Consider the following 14,068-nt stretch of genomic DNA (forward strand, 5'->3'; position numbering starts at 1 on the left):
GGTCGTGGTTCCATTGTACCGAGCCACCACTCCCGCGCGAGGTTGCAGGCCATGACCCCCGACTTCCTCATCACCTCCCTGATCGTTGTCGCCTCCCCCGGCACCGGGGTTCTGCTGACGCTGGCGGCGGGGTTGTCGCAGGGCGCGCGGGCCAGCGCGGTGACGGCGTTCGGCTGCACGCTGGGGATCGTGCCGCACATGGTGGCGGCGGTGCTGGGGCTGGCCGCCCTGCTGCACACCAGTGCCGTGGCGTTCCAGGGGCTGAAGATCCTGGGCGTGCTCTATCTGCTCTACATGGCCTGGGCGACGCTGAAGGAGCAGGGGGCGCTAAGCGTTCAGACGGACGGGACGGCGGACGGGAGGCAGCGCACGACCGGGCGGATGATCCTGCGCGCAGTGCTGGTCAATGTGCTGAACCCGAAGCTGTCGATCTTCTTCCTGGCTTTCCTGCCGCAGTTCGTCAGCGAGGCCGATCCCCAGCCGCTCGCCCGCATGCTGGAACTCAGCGGCGTGTTCATGGCCCTGACCTTCGCGGTCTTCGTCGTCTACGGCCTGTTCGCCGCCGCGGTTCGCGACCAGGTGATCTCCCGCCCGCGGGTGATGGCCTGGATGCGCCGCAGCTTCGCCGCCGCATTCGCGGCGCTGGGCGCCAAGCTGGCGCTGGCGGAGCGCTGACCGGGCGATTGTCGGCGCCCGAGGAAGAACCCGCATACATCGTACTGAACGTCATTTGAAAATGGATGGTAGCATTTCTGTTGAACTGCGCGCGTTCTGGGATTTAAGCTTCCCGAGTTGGCCCAACCGGCAGCCTGTTTGGGAGAACTCATGCCGTTCCGTTGTTCTTCCTTCCTCGCGTCGGTAGCTGGCCAGCCTTGGTGCCTGCGGGCTGCGTCGTTGTTGGCCGTACCCCTTCTGCTGCTCGCGGGATGTGAATCCTTCAGAGGAACGCCGGAACGCCTGCCCCGGGAGGAGATGCTTCCGGCTGCCACGGACGGCGGCGCGGTTCCGGCTGCTCCGCCATCTGTCACGACCGCAGACGCCAGCATCAAGACCATTCTGGCCAGCCCCAACACGGACACGCGAAACATGGCGCTCGCAAAGCGCATGTATTTGATCGACATGAATTTTGCGGAGTTCGAGTCCAAGCTGTTCCAGCGCATGCGCGAGGCTGGGTTCGGCACGGACGTGTTGACGCTGGGCGTCACGTCCGCCGGTGCAGCCAGCGGCGGCGCCGCCGCCAGCATCCTGTCCGCGATCGGTGCCGGGATCACCGGCAGCCGTGCCGCCTTCGACAAGGAGGTCCTGGCCGACAAGACCCTGCCGGCGCTCCACGCCGCGATGCGCGCCAACCGGGCGAAGCTCCGCAATCGCATCATCACAGGGATGGGGAAGTCGATCGGCGTCTATCCGCCCTATATGGCGGCGTCCGACATCACGGATTACGAGGCGGCCGGAACAATGCTGACGGCGCTCATTGGACTGACCGAACAGGCAACCATCGAAGCCCGGACCGAAGAGAGAAAGCTGGAGATCATCACCGGTTTCACCACATTGCCGGCAGCCAATTATCTGGCCAATTATGCCCATCAGCCGGGCCTTCCCTTGCAGCAGACAAAGAGCCGGCTGGAAGAAATCACCAGGATGTACAAGGATCTTGGCGTCGATACCAAGGGGGCGGCAGCCGTCTCGCTGTACCGCAATCCGGCGCTGCTGAAGGAAACCGAAACCATCGCTCGCTCGGCTGGGGCGGCTGACGCAGGGCGCATCCAGTCCCCTGCGTGAACCAGGGCCGACACCCACCAGAACCAACCAGTCCAACCAGGAGGAAGACATGATCGTTCAGCAGAATCTCACCGAAGCGCAGGCCGACGAGATCGTTCAAGGCGCGCTGGAGCAGTACGGCAAGGATCTGCCGGTGCAGAAGCTGTCGCAGGGCGGCGAAAAGTGGACGGTGGTCTACATCCCGCCCGGCCAGGAGCAGGAGAACGTCCCCACGGCCTGATCGGGTCGCCTGGCCAGGCCACCTTGTCGGAAATGAGGAGGCCGGACGGGGCTGGCGGCCATGCGGCGCACCGCGGCCCCTGTTACGGAACGGTTGCCGCGTGCTAAGGTGCCGCCGGGCGCGTGGCCGGTGTTCCGTATCAGGGATACCGGCAACGCGCCCGTTGTCGTAAGTCTCCTGTTCCGGACCTTGATGCTGCATTCCCTTTACCGTGGCCTGACGACCGTTGCCGGGCCGGCGGTGCGCCTCTATCTCGACCGCCGCCGCGCTGCCGGCAAGGAGGACTCCGCGCGCCAGGCGGAGCGGTTCGGCGTGGCGTCGCAAACCCGGCCGGCTGGTCCGCTGGTCTGGATCCACGCGGCCAGCGTGGGAGAGGCGAACTCGGTGCTGGTGCTGGTCGGCCGGCTGCTGGATGGCGCGCCGGACCTGACCGTACTGATGACCACAGGCACCGTCACCTCGGCCCAGCTGATGGGACGGCGCCTGCCGGAGCGGGCGATCCATCAATATGTGCCGGTCGATCTGCCGGGTGCGGTCGACCGCTTCCTCGACCATTGGCGACCCGACGCGGTGTTGTGGACGGAATCGGAGATCTGGCCGAACCTGCTGGCCGGCATCCGTGCCCGCTCCATCCCGGCGGCCCTGGTCAACGCCCGCATGTCCGAACGCAGCTTCTCGCGCTGGCGCAACGCGCCGGGGTTGATCGGCGGTCTGCTGTCGACCTTCCAGGTCACGCTGGCCCAGACCGAAGGCGATGCGGAACGCCTGCGCCGGCTGGGTGCCTCCGGTGTCGCCAGCGTCGGCAATCTGAAATTCTCCGCCGAGCCGCCGCCCGCTGCGGCCGACGCGATGGAGCCGCTGCATGCTGCACTGGCCGGCCGGCCGGTCTGGCTGCTCGCCAGCTCCCACCCGGGGGAGGATGAGATCGCCGCGGCGGTCCATACCGCGCTGGCGCCTGTCCTGCCCGGCCTGCTGACGGTCGTCGCTCCGCGCCATGCCCATCGCGGCGACGCCATCGCGGAGCTGATGCGGGCGCGAGGGCTGCCGGTCCTGCAGCGGACGGTCGAGCATCGGCTGCCGGGGCCGGAGCATGCCGTCTATGTCGCCGACACCATGGGGGAACTCGGGCTGTTCTACCGGGCCGCTCCGGTGGTGTGCATGGGCGGCTCCTTCATTCCCCATGGCGGGCAGAACCCGGTGGAGCCGGCGCAGCTGGGCTGTGCGGTGCTCTATGGTCCGCACATGTTCAATTTCGGTGAGATCACCCACATGCTGGAGGCCGCCGGCGGTGCCCTGCCGGTCGCCGACGGCGATGCCCTGACCCGCGAGACGCGCCGGCTGCTGACCGACGAGCGGGCGCGCGACCGCATCGTTGCTGGGGCGGCGCGGGTGACGGCGGACAACCGGCGGATCATCGACCGGGCGTTGGGGGCGCTGGCCCCGGTGCTGGGCGCCGCCGGCATCCGGACCGCCGCCTGAGGGGACGTGCCGCCGTGAAGACCCCCGCCTTCTGGTACCGGCCGTCCGGCCTGGCCTCGACCCTGCTGGCGCCGCTGGGGGCGCTTTATGGGCTGGCGGGGCGGCGGCGCATCGCCGGGACCGTTCCGCGGCGCGTGGGGATTCCGGTGGTCTGTGTCGGCAATCTGGTGGCGGGCGGCGCCGGCAAGACGCCGGTCGGACTGGCGCTGATCGCGGCCTTGCAGGCGCGCGGCGTCGCCGTCCATGCGCTGACCCGCGGCCATGGCGGGCGCGAGGCCGGTCCGCTGGCAGTCGATCCCGGGCGCCACACCGCCGCCGATGTCGGTGACGAGGCACTGTTGCTGGCCGGAGCCGCGCCCTGCTGGGTGGCGCGTGACCGGCTGGCGGGGGCGGAGCGTGCCGCCGCCGCCGGGGCCGGGGCCATCGTCATGGATGACGGGTTCCAGAACCCGGCCCTGCACAAGGATCTGGCGCTGATCGTCGCCGATGGCGCGGTCGGCTTCGGCAACGGCCGGCTGGTGCCGGCGGGTCCGCTGCGGGAACGGGTGGCCGACGGTCTGGCCCGCGCCGACGCGCTGGTGATCCTGGGCGAGGATCGCCACGGTCTGGCGGCGCTGGCGGGCGGGCGCCCGGTGCTGCCGGCCCGGCTGGAGCCCGATCCCGAGGCGGCAGCCCGGCTTGCCGGCCGCGACGTGCTGGCTTTCGCCGGCATCGGCCGGCCGGAGAAGTTCTTCTCGACGCTGGAGGCGCTCGGTGCCCGCGTGGTGGAGCGGGTGCCCTTCGCCGACCACCACCCCTACCGCCCGGCCGAGGTCGCGGCGCTGATCGACCGTTCTACGGCGCTGGGCGCCTTGCCTGTCACCACCGCCAAGGACGCCGTCCGCCTGCCGCAGGAGTTGCGGGCGAAGGTCGCCGTCCTGCCGGTATCGGTGCGCTGGGCGGACGAGGGTGCGCTTGCCGCGCTGCTGACGCCTCTGTTGCTGAAAGGAAGCCCCGATGGCCAAGCCGCGTAGCCCGTTGCAACGATGGCTGACGCGCCGCATCGGCTATCCGGTGGAGGCGGTGCTGGTCCATGGCGTCTGCCGGCTGTTCCAGGCCCTGCCGCTCGACCGCGCCTCGGCGCTCGGCGGCTGGATCGGGCGGACGGTGGGGCCGTGGCTGCCCAACAGCGCCCGCGCCCGGCGCAATCTGACCCGCGCCTTCCCGGAGAAGGGCAGGGCGGAGATCGAGACGATCATTCGCGGCATGTGGGACAATCTCGGCCGCACCATCGCCGAATACCCGCATCTGGAGCAGATCGGCCGCGAACGCATTGAGGTGATCGGCATCGAGCATGTCGACAGGCTGCGCGAGGACGGCAAGGCCGGCATCATGGTCTCCGGCCATCTGGCGAATTGGGAGGTGCAGTCGGTCGCCGCCCGCCTGCGCGGGCTGGAACTGGGGCTGGTCTACCGCGCACCGAACAACCCGATGGTCGGCGAGCTGTTGGTGAGACTGCGCGGGGCGGCGTCCGGAAATCAGATTCCCAAGGGGCCGGAGGGCGCCAGAATCCTGCTGCGCCACCTGACCAGGGGCGGCCATGTCGGCATGCTGATCGACCAGAAGATGAATGACGGCATTGCCGTCCCCTTCTTCGGCCGCGACGCCATGACCGCCCCGGCCGCCGCCGTCCTCGGCATGAAGCTGAAGCTGCCGCTGTGCCCGGCACGGACGGAGCGGCTGGAGGGCGCCCGTTTCCGCGTCACCGTCCTGCCGCCGGAGGAATACCCGACCAGCGGCGACCGCAATGCGGATGCGCGAATTCTTATGGAAAGGCTGAACCGCCTGTTGGAGGATTGGATCCGCGACAAGCCGGCGCAATGGCTGTGGATCCATCGGCGCTGGCCCGACTGAGCACCCAATCTCTCGCCCGAAGGTCCGTCCCGCGATGCCCCTGCCGCTCGACCTCCATCTGCTGCAACTCTACATGGTCGCCGTCTGTGTCCTGGTCCTGGCGCCGGGACCGGACTCGCTTCTGGTGCTGACCCGCAGCATCGCCGACGGCCGGCAGGCGGGCGTGGTGGCGACGATCGGCATCTGCGTCGGCAACACCGTCCATTCGCTGCTGGCCGCCGCCGGGATTTCCGCGCTGATCGCGGCGTCGGCGTCGCTGTTCGACCTGCTGCGCTATACCGGCGGCGCCTATCTGGCCTGGATCGGTCTGCGGTCGCTGTGGAGCGTCTGGACCAGCCGCAACGCCGGACCCGCGGCGGCGATCGAGGCCCCGGCCCCGGCGCCTACCGCCCGCGTCTTCGTCCAGGCGCTGCTGACCAATCTGCTGAACCCGAAGATCATCCTGTTCCAGCTGGCCTTCGTGCCGCAGTTCATCGCACCCGAACTGGGCCATGTGGCGTTGCAGACCTTCATCCTCGGCAACATCATCTCGGTGCTGGGCGGCGTCTATCTGGTCGGTATCGCGGCACTCAGCGCCGGTGCGGCGCGGCGCGTGCTGTCCAGCCCGCGGGTGCGCACGGCGATGGACGGCCTTGCCGGCGTGCTGTTCCTGGGCTTTGCGGCAAGGCTGCTGCTGACGGACCGGAAGTTCGCGTAAGGGGTAGGGTGGACCCTCACCACAGATCGTCCTCATCCTCCGCCCCGGTGTCGACGTCGAAGGTCGCGGCGTGGCGCACCACCGGGTGGCTGTCCTTCCATTCGTCGAAGTCCGACACCACCGCCGGGCGGATGCCGAGCGCCAGCACCGGGCAGCCGCCGCCGCGGCCGGCGTCCAGGCGGTAGAGCAGCTTCTTCATCCAGGTGGTGCTGGCACCGTACTTGTTCTGGAAGTTCTTCATCTCGACCCGCCGCGCCACCTCGGTGAACAGCGGGATCAGCTCGGCGCTGCGGGTCAGCAGGACGCCGGCATTGATGATGCCGCATTCGTAGAAGGTGCGGGCGGCGTAGAGGTCGCGGTCGAAGGTCTGGTCCTTGCTGTTCCATTCCAGATCGAAGGACACGCGCCCCTTCACGAAGTCGATCTTGTGCCCGTCGATGAAGCCGTTGACCTTGTACAGCTCCTCGCGCTGGCGCTGTTCCGTCACGGTCTGGCCACGGTTCTTGCCGGCGACGCGGCGCTTTTCCTCGTGGGTCACGATCATCTTGGTGATGAACAGGTCGCCGCGGATGCGCGTTTCGTTCCAGCCCAGCGGGTTCAGCATCCGCTCCATCGTCTTGGCGATCTGTGACTTGTTGCCGCCCGACGCCACGATGTCCTCGGTACGGATGCGGAACTCCATCAGCCGTTCGGTGATCTCGCGGAACTCGGCCGTGCAGGCATGGGCCAGGATACGCGCGGCGTTGCGGTAGCTGTGCACCTCGTACAGGTCGAGGAAGCCGGGCGGGAACAGGTCGCCCAGGTCGGGATCCCGCGCTTCGATCAGCGGGGCCTTGTCGTGGATGCAGGCAAGCAGGGTCATGACGGCACATGCGCGATGGAAAACGGCGCCACCATGGCGGCTGCCGCCCGGCAAATCCACCCTTTCCGCCTGACGGTTACCAGGAGGGGGCCTGAACTGGCGGCCGTTCCCCGACCTATGGTAAGGTCGCCCGCGCGTTGGGCCGCTCGTCGGGGTGGAAAAAGCGCGGCCAGTTCGCCGGGGGACCGTGATGAGCGACGAATTCCTGTTCGCGGAGGAAGAGCCCGCCGTCGAGGTGGCGGTCGAGGCTGTCGAGCCGGTCGAGCCCTGGCTGATCCTGATCGTCGACGACGACCCCGCCATCCACGCCACCACCAAGATGGTGCTGCGCGGCTTCACCTTTGAAGGACGCCCGGCGCAGTTCCTCTCGGCCGCCACCGCGGCGGAGGCGCGCGGGGTGCTGCGCGACAACCCGGCCATCGCGGTGATCCTGCTGGACGTCGTGATGGAATCCGACGATGCCGGGCTGCGTCTGGTCCGCTACATCCGCAGCGAACTGCACAACCGCCGTGTCCGTATCATCCTGCGCACCGGCCAGCCCGGGCAGGCGCCGGAACGCGACGTCATCCTCAGCTACGACATCAACGACTACAAATCGAAGACGGAGCTGACGGCGCAGAAGCTGTTCACCTCCGTTGTCGCGGCGCTGCGCGGCTATCAGGACATCACCGCCATCGAGGACCACCGGGAGGGGCTGGAGCGCATTCTGGAATCCTCCTCCATCCTGCTGGGCAAGCGGACGATGGTGGAGTTCGTGCGCCATGCCGTGGCCCAGATCGTCGGCGTCTGCCCGCCGGCCAATGGAATGACGGCGGGCGGAGTCGCGCTGGTCAGCCGTCTGTGTGAAGGTCCGCGTCCGGCCGAGCCGCTGGTGCTGGGCGGCGCCGGTTGCCATGTCGGGATGGAGGGGACGCCGCTGTTCCTGGCGCTGCCGCCCGACGCGGTGCAGGCGGTGACCGCGGCGCTCGCCGATGGCCGCAACCGGTATGAGCGTGGGCACAGCGTGCTGGTCTTCCGCTCCGCCACCCGGCGGCACGACACCGCTGTCTATCTCGGCCATGGCCGCGCCCTGACCGCCGACGAGCGGCGTCTGCTGGAGGTGTTCTGCGCCAAGGTCGCCATCGGCTTCGACAATGTGCATCTGTACGAGGAACTGACCGAACTGAACCGCAGCCTGGAAGGCCAGGTGGCGGAGCGGACGCAGGATCTGGTGGCGGCGCGCGAGGCGGCGGAGGCCGCCCGGTCGGAGGCGGAGGCCGCCAACCAGGCGAAGTCGCTGTTCCTGGCGACCATGAGCCACGAGATCCGCACGCCGATGAATGGCATCCAGGGCATGCTGGAACTGCTGGAGCACACCAGCCTCACAGGCGACCAGCGCGAACTGGTCAGCGTGGTGCGGGAATCGGCCGGCGCCCTGCTGACCATCATCAACGACATCCTCGACTTTTCGAAGATCGAGGCCGGGCGGCTCGACCTGGAACGGGTGCCGGTGGCGCTCGCCAATGTGGTGGAGGGGGTAGCCGACACGCTGGCGCCCAGCGCGCGGGCCAAGGGGCTGTCGCTGGTCACCTACATCGACCCCGACCTGCCGGCGGAGGTCGTCGGCGATCCGGTCCGTATCCGGCAGGTGCTGTTCAACATCGCCGGCAATGCGGTGAAGTTCACCCAGTCCGGTTCGGTCACCGTACGGGTGGAACTGGCGCATTTCGACAGCGACCGCGTCACCATCCGCGTCGCGGTGACCGACACCGGCATCGGCATTTCCAGGGAAAGCCAGACCCGCCTGTTCCGTCCCTTCACCCAGGCGGAGGCGTCGACCACCCGCCGCTTCGGCGGCACCGGGTTGGGGTTGTCGATCTGCCGGCGTCTGGCCGAACTGATGGGTGGCGACATCGGTGTCACCAGCGAGGTCAATGTCGGCTCCACCTTCTGGTTCACCTTCGCCGCCGATCTGGTCCCGGCAGCGATCGAGCCGGCAGTGCCGCAGCGGGCACCGTTGCAGGGTGTGACCGTCCTGCTGCTGGCCGCCGATGCACAGGAGCGTGGTTTCCTCGCCCGGTACCTGAATGCGGACGGCGCCCAGGTGGTGGAGGCGGCCGACGCCGACGCGGCCTTGCGCACCCTGCTGCCGACCGCGGCCTGCGACGTGCTGGTCTCCACGCTGGGCACCGATACGGCGGCGCTGGACCGCGACCCGCGTGGACGGGTGCGTGGGCGCGTGCTGATCGGGGGCGAGGTACTGAGCGCCGGCGAGGCGGCGGAACTGGGCGGGTCCGGTGCCGGTACGGTGGTCCTCGGCCGGCCGGTGCGGCGGAGCGGGCTGGTCCGGGCCGTCCTGGCCGCCGCAGGGCGGATGACGGCGGGGGAGGGTGGCCGCACCGATCCACAATTCGAACCGCCGCCCGCCGCCCCGGCCGCCGGCCGCCGCCGCCTGCCCACGGTGGAGGAGGCGCGGGCGCAGGGCCGCCTGATCCTGGTAGCGGAGGACCATCCGACCAACCGTCAGGTCATCCAGCGTCAGCTGACTCTTCTCGGCCATGTGATGGAAACGGCGGAGGATGGTGTCCAGGCGCTGGCGCTGTGGCGGGCCGGCGGCCATGGCCTGCTGCTGACCGACTGCCAGATGCCGGAGATGGACGGTATGGAGCTGGCCCGCAGCGTCCGTGCCGCCGAGGCGGCCGGCGGAGGTCCGCGCCTGCCCATCGTCGCCATCACCGCCAACGCTACGGAGAACGAAGCGCAGCTTTGCCTGCTGGCGGGCATGGACGACACGCTGGCCAAGCCGGTCAGCCTCGCCGATTTGCGCCGGGTGGTCGACCGCTTCCTGCCCCCGCCTGACGGCGAGGGGTGGGAGGAGGAGCCCTACGAACCGTCACAAAATACGGAGCCGGTGACTGAAGAGTTGCAGCAACCTCCCCCTCAGTCGCCACTCCAATGCTCCCCCGTCATAGCCGACCTGCCGCCGCTCGACCTTGAGGCGCTGACCACGCTGTTCGATGGCGACAGTGAGTTCGTCCGGCATCTGCTGGGTGAGTTCGTCACGTCCAACAGCGCTTCGCACCGCTGGCTGATGGACGCGCTGGCGGGCGAGATCTGGGACGAGGTGCGGCAGGCCGCCCACAAGCTGGCGGGCTCCTCGCGCACCGTCGGCGCCCGCGATCTCGCCGCCGCCGCCGACGCGGTGGAACTGGCTGTGATCGACCAGCGGCTGGAAGGCATCGCCGCCATGGTCGCCCGCGTCGGCGTCGAACTGGACCGCGTGATCGCCCATATCGAGGCGGTCTGATCCCGTACCTGCGGGGGGCGTGGCAGGGGCTGTAGCGAAACCGACATGAGCATCCCCTTGTCGCCTTTGCGACAAGGGGATGGCGCTTTCCATCTTTTGAAAATCCTCAATATTCCCCGTGACTTGGCCGGTCTTTGCCGGCTGGCACGCCGCTTGCTGTTCTGGCTGCATCCCGGCCCGGTGCCGGCCCCAAACCCACATGCGCGCTACAGCGAGAGCGGAAGCCAAGGAGAACGGGATGCACATCGTCGTCTGTATCAAACAGGTGCCCGACAGCGCCCAGATCCGCATCCATCCCGTCACCAACACCATCATGCGGCAGGGCGTGCCCGCCATCATCAACCCGTTCGACCTGTTCTCGCTGGAAGAGGCGCTGCGGCTGAAGGACAAGGTGGGCGCCCGCGTCACCGTGCTGACCATGGGGCCGCCGATGGCGGAGACCTCGCTGCGCAAGGCGCTGTCGCTGGGGGCCGACGATGCGGTGTTGCTGACCGACCGCAAGTTCGCCGGTTCCGACACGCTGGCGACCTCCTACGCCCTGACGTCGGCCATCCAGAAGCTGGCGGAAGAGGATCCGGTCGACATCGTCTTCTGCGGCAAGCAGACGGTCGACGGTGACACCGCCCAGGTCGGCCCCGGCATCGCCACCCGTCTCGGCTTCGAGCAGCTGACCTACATCACCAAGATCGAGGATCTGGACATCGCGTCCAAGGAGATCGTGGTACAGCGCCGCTCCGAAGGCGGGGTGCAGGTGCTGAAGACCAAGCTGCCCTGCATGATCACCATGCTGGAAGGCACCAACACCATTCGCTTCGGCAAGATGGACGACCTGTTCCGCGCCGCCCGCTACGAGCTGAAGACCTGGAGCCGCGACTTCACCGGCGCCGAAGAGGGCCGCGTCGGCCTGAAGGGCTCGCCGACCGTGGTGTCGAAGGTGTTCGTGCCGAAGCCGCGGGCGGAGAAGGCGAAGATGATCGTCGCCGATACCGACACCCCTGACGCGATGGCCGCCGCCGCCATCGACGCCATCTTCGCCGCCCAGCCCAAGCTGGCCGGCGACCTGCTCGCCCGCGCCGCGGCCGGGCTCTGACGATTTACCCGCGGGAGACCCGACGATGAGCGAACCGAGCAAGCCCCAGGGCCGCAAGTTTCAGCTTCCCGAACACCTGAAGGTTTACAAGAACGTCTGGGTAATCGTGGAGCAGGAGCGCGGCATCGTCCATTCCGTGTCGCTGGAACTGCTGGGCGAGGCCCGCAAGCTGGCCGACAAGCTGGGGGTGGAGGTGGGTGCCGTGGTGCTGGGCGCCGAGAGCCCCGACCTGAACCGCATCTGCGGCGACGCCATCAGCTATGGTGCTGACATCGTCTACAAGGTGACCGACCCGGCGCTGGCCGACTACCGCACCGACCCCTATTGCCGCGTCATGACCGACGTGGTGAACACCCACAAGCCGGAGATCGTGCTGCTGGGTGCCACCACGCTGGGCCGCGATCTGGCCGGCGCCATTGCCACCACGCTGGCGACGGGCCTGACCGCCGACTGCACCGAGCTGGACATCTACGCCGACAACCGCTCGCTGGCAGCCACCCGGCCGACCTTCGGTGGCACGCTGCTGTGCACCATCCAGACCTTGGCCTATCGGCCGCAGATGGCCACCGTCCGCCCGCGCGTCATGGCGATGCCGGAGCGCGACGACGCCCGCACCGGTCGCGTCATCGAAATCCAGCCGGACCTGCGCGAAGAGGACATCGTTACCAAGGTCCTGAACTTCATCGCCGACCGCGAGCAGAACGAGGCGCAGTTGGCCTTCGCCGACATCATCGTGTCGGCCGGCAAGGGGCTGGGCAAGGTCGAGAACATGAAGCTGGTCTTCGACCTCGCCAGGGTGCTGGGCGCCGAGGTCGGGGTGACCCGCCCGCTGGTCCAGGCCGGCTGGGCGACCAACGATCGTCAGGTCGGGCAGACCGGCAAGACGGTGCGGCCGAAGCTCTACATCGCCGCCGGCATCTCCGGCGCCATCCAGCATCGGGTCGGCATGGAGAAGTCGGACCTGATCCTGGCGATCAACACCGATCCCAACGCGACGATCTTCGACTTCGCCCATCTCGGGCTGGTCGGCGACGCGCTGAAGATCCTGCCGGCGCTGACCGATGCCTTCGGTCGCCGCCTGTCCGTCAACCGCATGGCCGGCTGACCGCCGGACGAGAAAGGAGCCTGTCGACATGGTCGAAAAGTTCGATGCCATCGTCATCGGTGCCGGTCCGTCCGGCAACGCCGCCACCTACACGCTGGCCAAGCAGGGGCTGAAGGTGCTCCAGCTCGAGCGCGGCGAATATCCCGGCGCCAAGAACGTCCAGGGCGGCATCATGTATTCGCATGAGCTGGAGAAGATCATCCCGGATTTCCGGGACGATTGCCCGACCGAACGCCACATCATCGAACAGCGCGTCTGGCTGCTGGGCGAAGACAGCTATGTCGGCACCAACTACCGCTCGGAAGCCTTCAACAGCGACAGGCCGAACCGCTACACCATCATCCGCGCCAACATCGACAAATGGTGGGGCGAGCAGATCCGCAAGGTCGGAGGCCTCCAGATCTGCGAGACCACAGTGACGGAGCTGATCCGCGATCCGTCGGGCAAGGTGACCGGCGTGCGGACCGACCGCGAGGGCGGTGAAATCCACGCCGACGTCGTCATCATGGCCGACGGCGTCAACGCCCTGCTGGCCAAGCGCGCCGGCCTCCAGGACGAGGCCGCGCCGGAGAATGTGGCGCTGGCGGTCAAGGAAATCCTCTTCATCGATCCGGAGCTGATCCAGCAGCGCTTCGGCATCAAGGAGGACGAGGGCGTCGTCATCGAGATCATGGGCAAGGTGACCAAGGGGATGGTCGGCACCGCCTTCCTTTATACCAACAAGGAATCGCTGACGATCGGCATCGGTTGCCTGATCTCCGACTTCAAGAACGGCTCCTGCCCGCCTTACCGGATGCTGGAGGACCTGAAGAACCATCCCGTCATCAAGCCGCTGATCGAAGGGGCGGAGATGAAGGAATATGCTGCCCACATGATCCCGGAGGGCGGTTACAAGGCGGTTCCGCAGCTCTATGGCGACGGCTGGATGGTGGTCGGCGACGCCGCTCACTTCAACAACGCCGCCCACCGTGAAGGCTCCAACCTTGCCATGGCCTCGGGCCGGATGGCGGCGGAGACGGTGATCGAGCTGAAGGCCGCCGGCAAGGGTTACAGCGCGTCAAACCTCGCCGCCTACAAGAAGAAGCTGGACGACAGCTTCGTCATGAAGGATCTCAAGAAGTATCGTGAGCTGCCCGGCATCATGCATGGCAACAAACAATTCTTCGGCGCCTATCCCGACGAAATCACCGCGGCGGCCCACAACTGGTTCACCGTGGACAGCATCGACAAGAAGACGAAGGAAAAACAGATCATGAAGTCCTTCATCAAGCGTCGTTCGGTGATGGGACTGGTCGGTGACGCAATCAAGCTGGTGAGGGCCGTGCGATGAGCATCATGGTCAAGGTCGAAGAGAAGCTCTATCAGAACCGTTACATTGTCGACGAGAGCCGGCCGCATATCCAGATCAAGAGCGTGGAGGCCTGCCAGACGTGCGAGAAGCAGGCTTGCACCTTCTGCTGTCCGGCCGCCTGCTACAGCAAGAACGAGACCGGCGGCGTGACGCTGGTGACAGACGGCTGCCTGGAATGTGGCACCTGCCGCGTCGTCTGCCAGGACAAGGGCAACATCGCCTGGGACTATCCGCGTGGCGGTTACGGCATCAGCTACAAGTTCGGCTGACCCTCTTCCGCTATCTTCCTCCGGACTTCGATGG

At 67.8% G+C, this 14,068-nt stretch carries 13 protein-coding genes; 12 read left to right on the top strand and 1 reads right to left on the bottom strand.

Going from position 1 to position 14,068, the window contains the following annotated elements:
- The first annotated feature begins 51 nt into the window (after positions 1-51).
- The 7 genes from J2848_RS00325 to J2848_RS00355 all read left to right on the top strand — a co-directional run bounded on the left by J2848_RS00325 (position 52) and on the right by J2848_RS00355 (position 6,071).
- Positions 52-675, top strand: a complete 624-nt coding sequence (locus J2848_RS00325; RefSeq protein WP_149230505.1) for a LysE family translocator — start codon at positions 52-54, stop codon at positions 673-675.
- Between the two features lie 297 nt (positions 676-972).
- Positions 973-1,782, top strand: coding sequence for a hypothetical protein (locus J2848_RS00330; RefSeq protein ID WP_149230506.1), 810 nt, complete (start codon positions 973-975; stop codon positions 1,780-1,782).
- 49 nt (positions 1,783-1,831) lie between these two features.
- Positions 1,832-2,002, top strand: a complete 171-nt coding sequence (locus tag J2848_RS00335) for a hypothetical protein (protein WP_170306993.1) — start codon at positions 1,832-1,834, stop codon at positions 2,000-2,002.
- Between the two features lie 192 nt (positions 2,003-2,194).
- Positions 2,195-3,481: a 3-deoxy-D-manno-octulosonic acid transferase gene (locus J2848_RS00340; protein ID WP_149230507.1), complete on the top strand. Its 1,287-nt coding sequence runs from the start codon at positions 2,195-2,197 to the stop codon at positions 3,479-3,481.
- Between the two features lie 14 nt (positions 3,482-3,495).
- Positions 3,496-4,494: a tetraacyldisaccharide 4'-kinase gene (lpxK, locus tag J2848_RS00345; RefSeq protein WP_149230508.1), complete on the top strand. Its 999-nt coding sequence runs from the start codon at positions 3,496-3,498 to the stop codon at positions 4,492-4,494.
- Positions 4,478-5,374 carry an LpxL/LpxP family acyltransferase gene (locus tag J2848_RS00350; protein ID WP_149230509.1) on the top strand — a complete coding sequence of 299 codons (897 nt, stop codon included), beginning with the start codon at positions 4,478-4,480 and terminating at the stop codon, positions 5,372-5,374. The genes lpxK and J2848_RS00350 overlap by 17 nt, the downstream gene beginning before the upstream one ends.
- 34 nt (positions 5,375-5,408) lie before the next feature.
- The gene (locus tag J2848_RS00355; RefSeq protein WP_149230510.1) at positions 5,409-6,071 is read left to right on the top strand and encodes a LysE family translocator; all 663 of its coding nucleotides are present in this window, start codon (positions 5,409-5,411) and stop codon (positions 6,069-6,071) included.
- Between the two features lie 16 nt (positions 6,072-6,087).
- Here J2848_RS00355 and J2848_RS00360 read toward each other — a convergent pair whose 3' ends face one another.
- Positions 6,088-6,933, bottom strand: coding sequence for a BglII/BstYI family type II restriction endonuclease (locus J2848_RS00360; protein ID WP_149230511.1), 846 nt, complete (start codon positions 6,931-6,933; stop codon positions 6,088-6,090).
- A 190-nt stretch (positions 6,934-7,123) separates the two neighbouring features.
- On the opposite strand from J2848_RS00360, the gene J2848_RS00365 reads away from it, so the two are divergent.
- The 5 genes from J2848_RS00365 (at position 7,124) to J2848_RS00385 (ending at position 14,034) form a co-directional block, all read left to right on the top strand.
- A complete protein-coding gene (locus tag J2848_RS00365) occupies positions 7,124-10,219 on the top strand; it encodes a hybrid sensor histidine kinase/response regulator (protein WP_149230512.1) in 3,096 nt (1,031 codons plus the stop codon).
- A 238-nt stretch (positions 10,220-10,457) separates the two neighbouring features.
- Positions 10,458-11,309: an electron transfer flavoprotein subunit beta/FixA family protein gene (locus tag J2848_RS00370; RefSeq protein ID WP_149230513.1), complete on the top strand. Its 852-nt coding sequence runs from the start codon at positions 10,458-10,460 to the stop codon at positions 11,307-11,309.
- A gap of 25 nt (positions 11,310-11,334) precedes the next feature.
- A complete protein-coding gene (locus tag J2848_RS00375) occupies positions 11,335-12,414 on the top strand; it encodes an electron transfer flavoprotein subunit alpha/FixB family protein (protein WP_149230514.1) in 1,080 nt (359 codons plus the stop codon).
- A 28-nt stretch (positions 12,415-12,442) separates the two neighbouring features.
- A complete protein-coding gene (locus J2848_RS00380; RefSeq protein WP_149230515.1) occupies positions 12,443-13,744 on the top strand; it encodes an FAD-dependent monooxygenase in 1,302 nt (433 codons plus the stop codon).
- Positions 13,741-14,034 (top strand): ferredoxin family protein, encoded by a 294-nt coding sequence (locus J2848_RS00385; protein WP_083897287.1) that lies wholly within the window; start codon positions 13,741-13,743, stop codon positions 14,032-14,034. The genes J2848_RS00380 and J2848_RS00385 overlap by 4 nt, the downstream gene beginning before the upstream one ends.
- The last annotated feature ends 34 nt before the right edge of the window (positions 14,035-14,068 follow it).

The organism is Azospirillum lipoferum (genome assembly GCF_024170005.1).
Taxonomy (GTDB): domain Bacteria; phylum Pseudomonadota; class Alphaproteobacteria; order Azospirillales; family Azospirillaceae; genus Azospirillum; species Azospirillum lipoferum.